Genomic DNA, 15292 nt, shown 5'->3' with positions numbered 1-15292 from the left:
TTATCGACTTCCTAGCGGCGTACGGTTACGATAAACCTCATACATCAGTAAACTCGCAGCAACAGAAGCGTTAAGTGACGTTACACTACCGACCATTGGAATATAAACAAGGAAATCACATTTTTCCTTTACAAGACGGCTCATTCCTTTGCCTTCACTTCCAATGACAAGACCGAGCGGCATATCAAAAGCTGCACTGCGGTAGTCTTCCTTAGCAGAAGCATCTGTTCCTGCAAACCACACCCCTTGTTTCTTAAGCTCGTCCATTGTTCGCGAAATGTTTGTTACCCTGACAACAGGTACATATTCAATCGCTCCAGTGGAGGCCTTCGCAACGGTTTGAGTCAGCCCTACAGCCCGACGCTTCGGAATAATGACTCCGTGCGCGCCACACGCATCTGCTGTACGTAGGATTGATCCTAGATTGTGCGGATCTTCAAGTTCATCAAGGACTAAGAAGAACGGTTGTTCGTCCTTTTCGGCTGCACGCTCAAAAATGTCTTCAATCTCTGCATACTCATATGCAGCAACTGATGCAACAATCCCTTGGTGATTTTCATTCCCTAACAGACTGGCTAGCTTCTTTTTAGGAGCTGTCTGCACGAGAATATTCTTCTCTTTAGCGATCTGAAGAACCTTCGTCATTTGCCCTTTCTGCGAGCCTTCCGCAATCCAAATCTTATGAATCGGGTGACCGGAGCGGAGCGCTTCTATGATCGGGTTCTTTCCTGCAATAAATTCCTCACTCATGATTATGTGCTCCTTTTTCTTGTTTGTTCTCATATTCTCCAAGTGCCATTTCAATAATCTCATCTAACCGTTCTGATTCATTGGTCACATACAAGTAGCCGAGCAATGCTTCAAAGCCAGTTGAGTAACGATACGTCGTTACACTTGTGTTCTTCGGCACTGAGCCTGACTTTGCATTACGACCTCGTTTAATGACCATCATCTCTTGATCTGTGAATACCCCGTTTTCCTCTAAACGATGCACCATTTCCGCTTGTGCTTTTGCAGAGACATAACGAGTTGCTTCTACGTGCAGAGCATGCGGCTTAACCTTTCCCTGTGCCAGCAGGTAATACCGTACATACATATCAAGTACAGCATCACCCATATAGGCAAGGGCTAACCCGTTTAATTGCTTTAAATCTGTTGTTGGCTTTATGATCTTCATGTGCGCGCTTCTCGTTTCCAGCGTACACCTTGTGGGGTATCCTCAAGCAGAATTCCTTGATTCTTTAATTGATCACGAATATCGTCTGCTTCTTGGAAATTACGTGCTGCACGCGCTTGGTTTCGCTTCTCGATTAGTTGATCCACTTCTGCATCTAATAATTCAGCCTCTTCGTGCAGAGACAAACCAAGCACTCCACCAAGCTCATCAAATAAGCTGATGAAAGCTTCTAGAACCGATTTAGACGTTTGTTTTTCGCGGCTATAAATATTCGCTTCCTTCGCTGCATCAAACAGAACCGAAATACCATTGGCACTATTAAAATCATCGTCCATCTCTTGGATAAACCGTGTGCGAAGCTCCGATACTTTATCTAACCATCCGTCCTGCTCACCGTAGTCTGCACAATCATCCAGTCTGTGCTTCATAGTCGACAGCGCCGTTTTAATTCGATCCAGTCCATTTTTAGCTCCTTCAAGTAATTCAGAGCTGAAATTAATTGGGCTGCGGTAGTGAGCCGTCAGCATAAAGAACCGTACGACTTCTGGTGAATGCTGTCGAATGATATCATGTGCCAAAACAAAATTTCCGAGTGATTTTGACATTTTTTCATTGTCGATGTTAATAAACCCATTATGCATCCAATAGTTGGCCATAGGCTTATCTGTCAAGGCTTCCGACTGCGCAATCTCATTTTCATGGTGCGGGAATGACAGATCGCGGCCTCCTGCATGAATATCAATCGTATCGCCTAAATATTTTTTTACCATGGCCGAGCATTCAATGTGCCAGCCTGGTCGTCCGTTGCCCCATGGACTCTCCCAGGAGATCTCTCCTTCTTTTGCTGCCTTCCAGAGGACAAAATCAAGTGGGTCTTCTTTTCGTGAATCCACTTCAATACGAGAACCGCTTTGCAAATCATCAATAGACTGAGACGAAAGCTTCCCGTACTCTTTAAACTTTCTCGTTCGGAAATAAACATCTCCGCCTGATTCATAGGCATAGCCTTTCTGCTCAAGCTTCTCAATAAATTCAACGATATCCGATATGGTTTCTGTTACTCTAGGGTGAATGTCTGCTGGCTTTACACCTAATGCGCAGGTGTCTTGATGATACGCTTCAATGAAACGATTCGCGACATCAAATACATCTTCGCCTAATTCATTAGCCGCACGGATAATTTTGTCATCCACATCTGTAAAGTTTGAAACAAAAAACACTTCATAACCACGATATTCTAGATACCTACGCACCATATCGTAGACAATCGGCGGCCTTGCATTTCCAATATGAATATAATTGTAGACAGTGGGTCCACATACATACATCTTAACCTTGCCCTCTTCCATTGGAATAAAAGGCTCTTTTTTCATTGTTAAGCTGTTTAAAATTTGAATGGCCATACAATCTTCTCCTTAACTTAACTTGATCATTCTTTTAGCTAGCATAAGCAGATACCCTGCCTAGCGTGACGTATTTTTCTGCCGGTAAAGCTCTTCTTTTAACTCCAGCAGTTCTTCTTCTAATTGTTTAAATTTATCAGCAACTGGATCCGGGAGAATGTGATGATCCAGTTCATTATTCACTTTACATCCATTCTTTACGACAATTCGACCTGGTATTCCTACAACCGTTGAGTTTGGAGGAACTTCCTTTAACACAACAGATCCGGCACCAATTCGCGAGTATTCACCTATCGTAAAGGAGCCAAGCACTTTAGCACCACTTGAAATCATCACACCATTTCCGACGGTGGGATGCCTTTTCCCCTTTTCTTTCCCTGTTCCACCAAGTGTAACCCCTTGATAAATCGTGACATTGTCTCCGATCTCACAGGTTTCCCCAATGACTACACCCATACCGTGGTCAATAAACAATCGTTGCCCAATCACTGCAGCTGGGTGAATCTCAATTCCTGTAAAGAATCGGCTGATTTGGGAAAGGAGTTTAGCTAAAAAGCGCAGCTTCCACTTCCAAAGCCCGTGTGCCATTCGATGTGCCCAAATTGCGTGCACGCCAGAATAGGTAAAAACCACTTCCATCCGGCTTCGTGCTGCAGGGTCTTGATGGAATACAACATCTACGTCATTCATCAACGTTCTAAAAATACCCACTACTCACTCCCCCTTACTCAAATGAAAAAAGCCTCTGTACATCAAGGATGTACAGAGGCGCAGGATGCACGGTTCCACTCTGTTTTAGGAATAGACACTAACTCTATTCACTCTTTATAGCTGTAACGGAGCCGTCCCGCTTTTTCCTACTAACAATGAACCTGGTTTTAGAAAAAGTCTCCTGGGTGCATGTTCAACCGAGTCTGTAACACTGCTCTCAGCATATGCAGTGTTCTCTGTATACAAAACTCACGGTTGCCCCTCCCAATCAACAAGTTGTGATTATGAAGTTGTGACTTACGCTAGTGACGCTGCTTGTTTTAGGCGCGCAGCAATGGTTGCTTTTCCAAGTAATTCAATGGTATCAGGCAATTCTGGACCATGAGTTTGGCCAGTGGCCGCTACACGAATTGGCATGAAAAGCTTTTTCCCTTTTTGGCCTGTTGCTTTTTGTGTTGCTTTAATCGCTGCTTTAATGGCTGGAGCAGTATATTCTTCTAGTGCATCAAGTTCTTGAACAAAATGATTCAGAACGTCTGGAACCTGCTCTTCAGTTAATACAGCTTTCGCTTCTTCATTATACTCAATTTCTTCTTTGAAGAATAACTCTGTTAGCGTCACAATTTCAGCACCATAGTGAAGCTGCTCTTTGTATAGACTAATGAGACGTGTTGCCCATTCCTTACGAGTCTCATCCATTTCCTCAGGCAAACGCCCTGCATGGACAAGATGAGGTAGAGCAAGGTCTACGATCTTCTCTAGAGGAGCTGCTTGAATGTATTGATTATTCATCCATGCTAGCTTGTCTGTATCAAATACAGCTGGAGCTTTTGATACACGCTCTAAACTAAATTGATCTGAAAGCTCATCAATCGTGAAGATTTCTTCCTCTCCAACTGGTGACCATCCAAGAAGTGCTAGGAAGTTTACGAGTGCTTCAGGTAAATATCCAAGCTCCTTGTATTGTTCAACAAATTGAATGATTGATTCATCGCGCTTACTCATTTTCTGACGATCTGGATTTAAGATCAACGATGCATGAGCAAAGGTTGGTTTCTCCCAGCCAAACGCTTCATAGACAAGTGCCTGACGTGGTGTATTTGATAAGTGCTCTTCTGCACGGATGACGTGAGAGATCTTCATCAGCTGATCATCAATTACAACCGCAAAGTTGTACATTGGAACGCCGTCATTACGTGCAATAACAAAGTCTCCAATGCCATCTGTTTCAAATGATACGTCTCCACGCACAGCATCTTCAATTTTAACGACTTGATTTTGAGGAACACGGAAACGTACAACAGGCTTAATTCCTTTATCCACGTAAGCTTTACGTTGCTCAGGCGTTAAATCACGATCACGCCCGCTGTACTTTGGTGCCTCACCACGAGCAAGCTGTGCCGCTCGCTCCTCTTCAAGCTCCTCAGATGTCATATAGCAGTAATAAGCTTTTCCTTCGTCAAGAAGCTGCTGTACATAGTCCTTATAGATATCAACGCGCTCCATACTGCTATAAGGTCCATATTCTCCACCGATATCAATACTTTCATCCCAATCCATGCCAAGCCATTTTAAGCTATCAAGTAGCTTTTCTTTTGCTTGTTCCACGTTACGAGCCTGATCTGTATCTTCAATCCGGAGAACAAATTTGCCTCCTTGGTTACGTGCATATAAATAGTTAAATAATGCCGAACGTGCGCCTCCAATATGAAGGTGACCCGTTGGACTTGGCGCAAATCGTACACGTACGTTGCTGCTCATGTGCTAACACCATCCATTTCTAAAATCTAAATAATCGTTACCTATTTCGTCGGCTTCTATTCTACCACCATTAGAACAAACATTCATCTATGCTTGTTCAATTAAGATAACAGCCTGTGAAGCGATTCCTTCGCCGCGACCAGTAAACCCAAGCTTTTCTGTTGTCGTTGCTTTTACGTTCACCTGAGATGGATCTGCTTCAAGCAATTCAGCAATTTGATTTCTCATCGCTTCAATGTGAGGAGCCATCTTTGGCATCTGTGCCATAATGGTACAGTCTACATTACCGAGCTTAAATCCACGCTCTTTAACCATGGACCATACATCCTGTAGTAATACCTTGGAATCCGCATCCTTAAACTCTTCACTTGTATCAGGAAAATGTCTCCCGATATCTCCTTCACCAATAGCCCCAAGTGCTGCATCCGCAATTGTGTGTAGTAATACGTCTGCATCAGAGTGCCCTAGCAACCCTTTTTCATATGGAATTGTAATACCGCCTATAATTAATGGACGTCCTTCAGTTAATTGATGGACATCAAACCCCTGTCCGACTCGAATCATGTTCCATTCTCCTTTTTCGTAAGATCGCTTCCGCCATTAGTAAATCCTCAGGTGTCGTGATCTTTAAATTGCTGTAATCCCCTTCAACCATCACAATCTTCGAACCAACCCATTCCATAATACTTGCGTCATCCGTTGCTACAAAGCCTTCTTCTTCCGCCCGTTTATGACCATCAAGTAACGAGTCGCGCCAAAAAGCCTGCGGAGTCTGGACAGCCCAAAGCTCACTTCTGTCGATTGTCTCAACGATCTGATTTTGACTGACCCGCTTCACGGTGTCCTTCATCCGAACGCCTACGACCGCACCACCGTCTTTGCTCGTCGCATTGACAAGTTCGTGAATAATTGATTCTCTGATAAATGGTCTGGCTCCATCATGAACCATAACAATTTCATCAGGACCCTCAAGTTGTTTTAATCCTTCATAGACGCTTTGCTGGCGCTCCATTCCTCCAACAGCTATGCGTGTAACCTTTTTAATGTTGTAGGCTCGTACAATATCTTGCATAGCCTCTATTTCATATTCATTTGCAACAAGTATAATTTGCTTGCATTGCTCATCCTCTTCAAAAACTTGCAGTGTATACGCGATGAGTGGTGTTTGATTTAATTCGATGAATTGCTTGTTCTTACCAGCTTTCATACGTTTGCCCTGACCTGCAGCCGGGATCACAATACTATACATCATCCTGCCCTCTCCAATTCTCATACATGCATTCGTTTCATTTTAGCATGTCCACCCCAATGTTTACACTCTTTTAACTGGGATTGCCTATTGAATGTAAAAAGAAAAAGCACCATGTTCACGGTGCTTTTTCACTGATCAGGATTAAAGGGCTTTTTCAAAGACCTTTGGTTTTGCAAAAATCATGCGGCCGGCACTCGTCTGCAGGACACTCGTAACAACTACATCAATCTGCTTCCCAATATATTCGCGTCCACCTTCTACAACAATCATCGTTCCATCGTCTAAATAAGCAACTCCCTGATGATGTTCTTTTCCATCCTTTATAACTTGAACATTCATCTTTTCACCCGGCAGAACAACCGGCTTTACTGCATTTGCTAAATCATTTATGTTTAAAACGGCTACACCTTGTAGCTCACATACTTTGTTTAAGTTAAAGTCATTTGTGACAACAACACCATCCGAGATTTTAGCAAGCTTCACCAGCTTACTATCAACCTCCTGAATGTCTTCAAAGTCACCATCATAGATCTCTACCTTAATCGGAAGCTCTTTCTGAATTTTATTCAGAATATCCAACCCACGTCTTCCACGGTTTCGTTTCAATGCATCGGAGGAATCCGCGATATGTTGTAATTCTGCTAATACAAACTCAGGAATGACTAATGTTCCTTCAAGAAAACCGGTCTTACAAATGTCTGCGATACGCCCATCAATGATTACACTTGTATCTAGGATCTTTAAGCGTTTCGCGCCAGGAGTCTCATCCACGCGTTTTTCTTTTCCACCACCACGATTCACTAGAAAAAGCTGAACAAGCTCGTCACGCTTCTTAAAACCAATTTGGAAGCCAAAGTAACCTAGAATGATCGTTACGAAGATCGGGAGAATGTTCTGCACCCCAAGAAACTGGAGCTGCGCAATCTGACTACTAATTAAGTATCCAATCACAAGGCCCAAAATCAATCCAAGCGTACCGGACATAATGTCAGTTAAGGACGCTTTTAAAATCCGCTCTTCCAATACTTTCATCACATTCACAATATAACGAGCTAACCACATCGACACAATATACATGACAACAATTCCAATAACCATACCCGTGAATTCATTCTGCAACCAGGCGGGTATATTGTTAATAGAAAAAAGTTGGATAAGTTCAGGAATATATATAAAGCCTAAAGCCCCGCCTGCTACCATTAGAAAAATCTTTACAATCCAAGTCATCATAACGGTCCACCTCCTTCTAGTTATTATAGACAAGAATAAGGAATCAAAACCTAGTAAACTGGAATTTTACACAAGTCGTCCATAAAACAACATAAGCTTTTTGTCTAAATATGGCGATCGATAAATAACTGCTCTTGAATTCGATTTAAGCCATTTTTAATCATTCTCGCTCTTGCTTCTCCAATCCCGTCCACCTCATCAAGCTTACTTGTATCAGCAGACACAATGTTTGATAGGCTCTCATATTCATTAATGAGATTTTCAATGATCTGTGAAGGCAACCTCGGAATTCGATGAAGCATCCGATACCCTCTTGGTGAGACAACAAACTCACTAAGGTTCACGTTTTTAGGGTAGCCTAGTGCTTTTATAATTGCCGGCTCATCAAGTAAATCCTCTGTTTGAAGATCCGTCAATTCTTTAAGCGTTTTGGATACATCCTGCTTACTATCCTTTACGTAATCTTTCAGTAAGAACATCGCTTCTTTTTCCGTGTCAGATACAAGCTCCTTTAACTGCATCGTAATTAAACGACCTTCATCTCCAAGTTCATTGATGTAGTTTAGGATTTCTCGCTTAATTCTAAGAACCATCTGTACGCGGTGGATAACCTGGGTAATCTCGGACAATGTTACTAACTCTTCGAATTCAAGTGCTCCAAGGTTCGTAATCGATTGTTCGAGAACGGATTTATATTTTTCAAGCGTCTGAATAGCTTGATTTGCTTTCGTTAAGATCACACCAATATCTTTTAAAGAATAGCGGAATTCCCCTTGATAAAGTGTGATTACATTTCGACGCTGCGAAATAGAGATCGTTAATTGATTCGTTTGCTTCGCTACACGTTCTGCTGTACGATGGCGGATCCCTGTTTCATTTGAGGTAATCCCGTTATTAGGCACAAGCTGCGTATTGGCATACAAGATTTTTTTGCCATCGTCACTTAAAATAATGGCGCCATCCATTTTAGCCAATTCATATAAATAAGCCGGTGAGAACGGGCAATTAATATGAAAGCCCCCATCAACAATTTGTTTCATTTCTTCGGTATGACCAAGTACAATCAGTCCACCTGTATTGGCACGGAGAACATTATCGATTCCGGCACGAAGAGGTGTACCTGGTGCAACTAGCTTTAAAAGGTTTTGAATAAATTCATTTTTGTTTTGTTCATCCATTTTTACTACCTCCCAAGAACAACTTCAATGGCACGCTCCAATGTTGGGACGCCTACTACTTCAATACCTGGTGGTACCGTCCACCCACCAAGATTTTTCTCTGGTATTATGACTCGTTTAAAGCCAAGCTTAGCGGCTTCGTTTACGCGTTGGTCAATTCTTGATACGCGTCTGATCTCTCCTGTAAGCCCAACCTCACCAATTGCAGCGTCCATTGATTGAGTCGGCTGGTCCTTAAAGCTTGATGCAATACTTAAGGCAATTGCCAAATCAATAGCAGGCTCATCAAGCTTCACTCCACCCGCTACCTTTAAGTACGCATCTTGCGTTTGTAGAAGGAGCCCTACACGCTTTTCAAGTACCGCCATTAGAAGCGACACTCGGTTGTGGTCAATCCCTGTTGCCATCCGTCTAGGGTTCCCATAACCAGTTGGCGAGATCAGGGCTTGTAATTCCACAAGTACCGGCCGTGTTCCTTCCATTGAAGCGACAACAACTGATCCTGCCGCGCCCTGTGATCGCTCTTCTAGAAAGATCTCTGACGGGTTTAACACTTCCTCTAAGCCCGCTTCTTTCATTTCAAAAATACCCATCTCATTCGTTGAGCCAAAACGGTTTTTAACTGCCCGAAGAATCCGATACGTATGATGCCGCTCTCCTTCAAAGTACAGAACTGAATCAACCATATGCTCAAGTAGCTTTGGTCCGGCAATTGATCCTTGCTTCGTGACGTGGCCTACGATAAAGATTGCAATTCCTTTTGTCTTAGCAATTTTCATAAAGGCTGCTGTACACTCACGCACCTGAGCCACACTTCCTGGAGCCGAGGTAATCTCATCCTGATACACCGTTTGAATGGAATCAATAATGACGAGGGAGGGTTCAACCTCTTCAATCGCATGCTGTATGAATTGAAGGTCTGTTTCAGCTAAAACAAACAATTCCGGCGCAATCATCCCTAGACGGTCTGCACGCAACTTGGTTTGCTTTACTGATTCTTCACCAGAGATATAGAGCACCTTCTCTTTTTTTTCGGCTAGCTTTGCCGATAGCTGAAGTAGCAGTGTTGATTTCCCTATCCCCGGATCTCCCCCAACTAAAACCAACGATCCTGGTACAATGCCTCCACCAAGTACGCGATTGAGTTCTTGGATGGTTGTATCGATCCGTGGTTCACGATCTCCAACAACCTGAGAAAGTGGTTGTGGCTTAGTCGTTGTCGTTGATGAGGTAACATAGCTCCGACTCGACTGCTTTGTCACAGCTTCCATTTCCTCTACCATCGTGTTCCATTCCTGACAGCCAGGGCACTTCCCCATCCACTTTGCCGACTCGTAGCCGCACTCTTGACATACAAACTTTGTTTTTTTCTTGGCCATGCCATTTCCTCCAAAGACGAACTTTTAAAAATAAAGACCGGGAGCCATTCAAACTCCCGGTCTGTTGTTAGACAACGCAAGCAAACGTAGAAACTTACACGTTGCTCGTTTCTTCTTTTGTTTCAACCGTTTCAACAAAGAGCTCGTTATCTTTTACGCCAATGACTGCTTTTTGCCCTTTAGCGATCGTGCCTTTTAATAACTCTTCAGACAAACGATCCTCTACCTGCTTTTGCAGAGCACGACGTAATGGTCTTGCACCGTATTCAGGATCATACCCAAGATCAGTAATCTTATCTTTGGCTTCCTCTGTTAATTCAAAATCAATGCCTTGTTCTTTTAGACGTGTTTTAAGCTGGTCAGCCATTAACGTGATAATTTCACGAATATGCTTCTTTTCAAGCGCATGGAAGACAATGATTTCGTCAATACGGTTAATGAACTCCGGTCTAAAGCTGTTTTTCAGCTCGCCCATCACGCGGTCTTTCATATCTTTGTACTCGCGACCCTCTGTTTCCGTCGTGAAGCCAAGATATTTGTTTCCTTTAAGTGCACTTGCTCCTACGTTTGACGTCATAATTACTGCCGTATTACGGAAGTCTACCGTACGACCTTTTGAATCCGTTAGACGACCATCCTCAAGCACTTGTAGCAGAATGTTAAAGACATCTGGATGTGCCTTCTCAATTTCATCTAGAAGAATAACAGAGTATGGCTTACGGCGAATTTTTTCCGTTAATTGCCCACCCTCTTCATGACCAACATAGCCAGGAGGAGATCCAACTAGACGACTCGTTGAGTGTTTTTCCATGTACTCTGACATATCAATTCGGATTACAGAATCCTCATCACCAAATAGCGTCTCAGCTACAGCGCGAGCAAGCTCTGTTTTACCTACACCCGTTGGTCCAAGGAAAATAAATGATCCAATCGGACGCTTCGGATCCTTAAGTCCTGCTCTCGCACGACGAACGGCTTTAGAGATTGATAGAACAGCTTCTTCCTGACCAACCACACGCTGGTGAAGAATCTCTTCCATTTTTAATAGACGATCCGTTTCTTCCTCTGCAAGTTTTGCAACTGGGATTCCCGTCCAGCTTGCTACAACCTGAGCAATGTCTTCAACAGCCACTTCGGTGTTTTCTTGACCCTGCTTCTTCTTCCAGTTGTTTTTCATTTCATCCAACTGCTCACGTAGACGCTGTTCTGTGTCACGTAAGGAAGCTGCTTTCTCAAATTCTTGGCTTTGAACAGACGCATCTTTTTCTTTACGCGTTTCCTCTAGCTTCTGCTCAAGCTCTTTTAAATCAGGTGGTGCAGTATAAGAACGTAAGCGCACTTTAGAAGCAGCTTCATCAATTAAGTCAATCGCTTTATCTGGTAGGAAGCGATCTGGAATGTAGCGGTCTGAGAGCTTTACAGCTTCTTCAATCGCCGTATCCGTAATCGTCACACGGTGATGCGCTTCATAACGATCACGTAGGCCTTTTAGAATTTGCATTGATTCTTCTAACGTAGGTTCATTGACTTGGATCGGCTGGAAACGACGTTCAAGCGCTGCATCCTTCTCAATGTACTTGCGATACTCGTCAATTGTTGTAGCACCAATGCATTGAAGCTCTCCACGAGCAAGTGATGGTTTCAGAATGTTTGATGCGTCAATGGCACCTTCTGCTCCACCCGCACCAATTAACGTATGAAGCTCATCAATGAAAAGGATGACGTTTCCTGCTTGGCGGATTTCGTCCATCACCTTTTTCAGACGATCTTCAAACTCACCACGATACTTTGTACCAGCAACAACTGTTCCCATATCAAGTGTCATGACACGTTTGTTTCGTAGTGTCTCAGGCACTTCATTTGCGATGATTGCCTGTGCTAAGCCTTCAGCAATTGCCGTTTTACCTACACCAGGCTCTCCAATTAATACAGGGTTGTTCTTCGTACGTCTGCTCAAGACTTGGATCACGCGTTCAATTTCTTTGCTACGTCCAATAACCGGGTCAAGCGACTCTTCACGCGCAATGGCTGTTAAATCACGCGCTAGGCTATCTAAAGTTGGTGTATTTGCATTGGATACAGCTCCACCTTGTTGCTGTGAGCTACCACCCTCGTTACTACCAAGTAGCTGAAGAACTTGCTGACGCGCTTTATTTAAGCTCACACCTAAATTATTAAGGACTCGAGCAGCTACTCCTTCTCCTTCGCGAATTAAGCCAAGAAGAATGTGCTCCGTTCCAACATACGAATGACCAAGCTTACGAGCTTCATCCATAGAAAGCTCAATCACCTTTTTCGCTCTTGGTGTGTAGTGTTTGGTTTTAGAGCCTTCTTGCCCTTTCCCAATAAGTGTTTCAACTTCTTTTTGTAGCTTTTCTGGTCCAAGCCCTAATGCTTGAAGAGCTTTTGCTGCAATTCCTTCTCCTTCACGTATCAACCCAAGAAGGATATGTTCAGTTCCTATATTATTGTGGCCTAAACGGATTGCTTCCTCTTGTGCTAGTGCCAATACCTTTTGAGCTCTCTCTGTAAATCGACCAAACATCATAAATGGCCACCTCCGTTATAATCAGTTCACTGTTCTTGATCCTTCAGTTGAAGTCTTTCACGTATCAAAGCGGCTCGTCGTTCGTCACGTTGATCTGCCGTTAAGATGTCTCCTGCAAATTGTTGTAGAAATCCAACCTGCGTTAAAATCATTAGCTCATTAAGTATGTTCCCTGATACTCCCTCAATCAATCCTAAATCAATTCCGAGCCTAACATCGGATAATCTGCGTGTGGCTTCTTTTGATTCAATAATCCGACTTTGTGATAAGATTCCATAGGAGCGATAGACCCGATCCTCAAGCTTCAATCGTGAGTTCTGCATGAGCATTTGCCGTGCATTACGCTCTCTTTGAATCAATTGTGTGACAACACCGTGAAGATCATCTACAATATCCTGCTCTGACTTTCCTAGTGTGATCTGGTTGGAAATTTGAAAGAGGTTACCTAATGCTTCGCTACCCTCACCATAAATTCCTCTAACAACTAATCCCAATTGATTAATTGCCGGTAAAATTCGGTTAATTTGCTGTGTCATCGCAAGAGCGGGTAAGTGCATCATCACCGACGCTCTCATTCCAGTCCCTACATTTGTTGGACAACTAGTTAAATACCCACGTTTTTCATCATATGCATAGGTCAGGTGTCCCTCAACCCAATCATCCACAGACTGTGCAATCTCTAGACCTTTTTCAAGCTGTGAGCCTGAGAATAAGCATTGTATTCGTAGATGATCCTCTTCATTAACCATAATGCTTAAGGACTCATCCTTATTCAGTAAAACGGCTCCATGCTTTGATTGCTCAGCTAAGTGTGGGCTTATAAGATGTTTCTCGACCAGTACTCGTTTTTCATTTGATTTCATTTCTTCCATGTATAAAGTGTCTAATTCACCAATTTGCTCAGTAGGAGCTGTAGTTAAGGCATTCACTGTAAAATCAGCTACCTCTTTTGATTGATCAAGTGAGGAGATAATAGGGAATGGATATTCCTTCAGATTTCTTGCTAAGCGAATTCTACTGCTAAGCACAATATCTACATCCGCTCCTGTCTCTTTCATCCAAGGACTAATCGCATCTTTTATAAAGCGCTCAAGCGACATCTTATCCCTCCTCAGACTCTCTATTTTTTTGTTCTAATAAACGAATATGGTCTCTTACCTCAGCTGCTTTTTCAAATTCTTCGCTTTCAATGTACTCTTTTATTTTTAGCTTGAGAGCATTGATTTCTTTTTGACGCTTAATTCCGCCACCAATCCGTTTTGGAATCTTACCATGGTGCCTCACATTCCCGCTATGGACTCGTCGCAAAACAGGATCAAGCTTTTCATCAAATGTTTTATAGCAGGAGGCACATCCAAACCTTCCTATCTCAACAAACTGACTGTATGTCATATGACAGCTTTCACACGTCAATTCTTTAGGAGCCGTTTTCTGTTCATTTTCCTGTATAGATGGATGCTCAAAATGCAGTAACCCGGATAACAACTGATGAATGGAAAACGTATTGGTGCCCGGTACATGTTCACCCTTCTCTTTTGCGCACGTTTCACATAGATGAATCTCCATTTTTTCTCCGTTAATGATCTTTGTAAAATGGAGAGTAGCCTGTCTTTGCTGACACTCTTGGCATTTCATGTTAACTATTCACCTCGTTTTCATCTCGCTTATTTATATTTTAAGGTATTAATCATCGCTTTTAAAATATTTGAGCGCAATTGATCTCGGTAAGGTAACTCAACCTTTAAAACTGAACGATCCAGCACACTCATCATAAGATTTGCTTCGCGTTTGACGATGGCTTTCTCTTCATAGAGCCTTAAAACAATGTTCTCTGCTGTTTGCTGGTCTATAACTGGCCCTATCAAGTGCAGCAGCTGATCATATAAGTCGGCCTTTTCGTGTGTCTCGACTTTTATAATCCGAATGTATCCGCCTCCGCCTCTCTTACTCTCAACAATATACCCTTTTTCTAGCGTAAAACGAGTACTAATGACGTAATTAATTTGAGAAGGGACACATTCAAACCGCTTAGCAAGTTCACTTCGTTTAATCTCTACAAGCTCTTTTCCGCTATTTAATAACGTACTCTTTAGATATTCCTCAATGAAATCAGAAATGTTCCGCACTTCATTCCCTCCTCTCTTGTACATTCATTTATATTTATATATATATATGATTACCTAAATCTTGACTTTGACTATATTTGACTAACTTTATTATAAACAGTTTGGTTAAAAAGTTCAAATTCTATGATGAGTTATGTATGGTTACTATTCAGTTTAGCCAGATTAGTACGATCTAGACTTATGAAGGGATAAGTTCTTAGATAGTGATGAGGTTCCTTACACTTCCTGATAAGGGGAATGCGGCTTTATAGCAGGGGTTAATCTTGTTTCTTTATAGTGATGTTTCTTGATAAAAGAAAATTCCTTCTTAATGTAGTTGACTTCTCTCTTCGTATCGAGGGTTGGTTTTTGATTGAACATGCTGGGGGCTTGGTTCTTTTTTCGTTTTGCTTGGTAAAAGGTCCAGAGTTCTTGGTTCTCACACTATTCTTCTTAGTTACCTACTCTTTATAAAACAAAAAAACCTTCCATCCAAAGATGAAAGGTTTTTAATCAGTGCCCGGCAACGTTCTACTCTCGCAGGGGGA

14 protein-coding genes and 1 other annotated feature are annotated in these 15292 nt (G+C 42.6%); all 14 genes read right to left on the bottom strand.

Features of this window, described 5'->3' with window-relative positions; genetic code table 11:
• Positions 1-750, bottom strand: coding sequence for a 23S rRNA (guanosine(2251)-2'-O)-methyltransferase RlmB (rlmB, locus tag JNO66_RS19450; protein ID WP_203090869.1), 750 nt, complete (start codon positions 748-750; stop codon positions 1-3).
• Positions 743-1177, bottom strand: coding sequence for a Mini-ribonuclease 3 (locus JNO66_RS19445; protein WP_203090868.1), 435 nt, complete (start codon positions 1175-1177; stop codon positions 743-745). The genes rlmB and JNO66_RS19445 overlap by 8 nt, the downstream gene beginning before the upstream one ends.
• Entirely contained in the window at positions 1174-2580 is a 1407-nt protein-coding gene (cysS, locus tag JNO66_RS19440) for a cysteine--tRNA ligase (protein WP_203090867.1), read from the bottom strand. Before cysS ends, JNO66_RS19445 begins: the two co-directional genes overlap by 4 nt.
• Before the next feature lie 60 nt (positions 2581-2640).
• Positions 2641-3285, bottom strand: coding sequence for a serine O-acetyltransferase (gene cysE / locus JNO66_RS19435; RefSeq protein WP_203090939.1), 645 nt, complete (start codon positions 3283-3285; stop codon positions 2641-2643).
• A gap of 56 nt (positions 3286-3341) precedes the next feature.
• Positions 3342-3572, bottom strand: a binding site (T-box leader).
• A gap of 16 nt (positions 3573-3588) precedes the next feature.
• Positions 3589-5052, bottom strand: coding sequence for a glutamate--tRNA ligase (gene gltX / locus JNO66_RS19430; RefSeq protein WP_203090866.1), 1464 nt, complete (start codon positions 5050-5052; stop codon positions 3589-3591).
• Positions 5053-5139: 87 nt separating this feature from the next.
• Positions 5140-5616, bottom strand: coding sequence for a 2-C-methyl-D-erythritol 2,4-cyclodiphosphate synthase (gene ispF / locus JNO66_RS19425; protein WP_203090865.1), 477 nt, complete (start codon positions 5614-5616; stop codon positions 5140-5142).
• Positions 5591-6304 carry a 2-C-methyl-D-erythritol 4-phosphate cytidylyltransferase gene (ispD, locus tag JNO66_RS19420; RefSeq protein WP_203090864.1) on the bottom strand — a complete coding sequence of 238 codons (714 nt, stop codon included), beginning with the start codon at positions 6302-6304 and terminating at the stop codon, positions 5591-5593. The genes ispF and ispD overlap by 26 nt, the downstream gene beginning before the upstream one ends.
• Before the next feature lie 141 nt (positions 6305-6445).
• Positions 6446-7534, bottom strand: coding sequence for a PIN/TRAM domain-containing protein (locus tag JNO66_RS19415; protein WP_203090863.1), 1089 nt, complete (start codon positions 7532-7534; stop codon positions 6446-6448).
• A gap of 104 nt (positions 7535-7638) precedes the next feature.
• Positions 7639-8712: a DNA integrity scanning diadenylate cyclase DisA gene (gene disA, locus JNO66_RS19410; RefSeq protein ID WP_203090862.1), complete on the bottom strand. Its 1074-nt coding sequence runs from the start codon at positions 8710-8712 to the stop codon at positions 7639-7641.
• A gap of 5 nt (positions 8713-8717) precedes the next feature.
• Positions 8718-10091 (bottom strand): DNA repair protein RadA, encoded by a 1374-nt coding sequence (gene radA, locus JNO66_RS19405; protein ID WP_203090861.1) that lies wholly within the window; start codon positions 10089-10091, stop codon positions 8718-8720.
• Between the two features lie 94 nt (positions 10092-10185).
• On the bottom strand, positions 10186-12639 hold the full coding sequence (gene clpC, locus JNO66_RS19400; protein WP_203090860.1) for an ATP-dependent Clp protease ATP-binding subunit: 2454 nt from the start codon (positions 12637-12639) through the stop codon (positions 10186-10188).
• Positions 12640-12665: 26 nt separating this feature from the next.
• A complete protein-coding gene (locus tag JNO66_RS19395; RefSeq protein WP_203090859.1) occupies positions 12666-13739 on the bottom strand; it encodes a protein arginine kinase in 1074 nt (357 codons plus the stop codon).
• Between the two features lies 1 nt (position 13740).
• A complete protein-coding gene (locus tag JNO66_RS19390) occupies positions 13741-14274 on the bottom strand; it encodes a UvrB/UvrC motif-containing protein (protein ID WP_203090858.1) in 534 nt (177 codons plus the stop codon).
• Positions 14275-14303: 29 nt separating this feature from the next.
• Positions 14304-14765: a CtsR family transcriptional regulator gene (locus tag JNO66_RS19385; RefSeq protein WP_203090857.1), complete on the bottom strand. Its 462-nt coding sequence runs from the start codon at positions 14763-14765 to the stop codon at positions 14304-14306.
• Between the last annotated feature and the right edge of the window lie 527 nt (positions 14766-15292).

The organism is Alkalicoccobacillus gibsonii, from assembly GCF_016798245.1.
Taxonomy (GTDB): Bacteria; Bacillota; Bacilli; order Bacillales; family Bacillaceae_D; genus Alkalicoccobacillus; species Alkalicoccobacillus gibsonii.
This window is presented reverse-complemented; position numbering and strand designations above follow the sequence as displayed.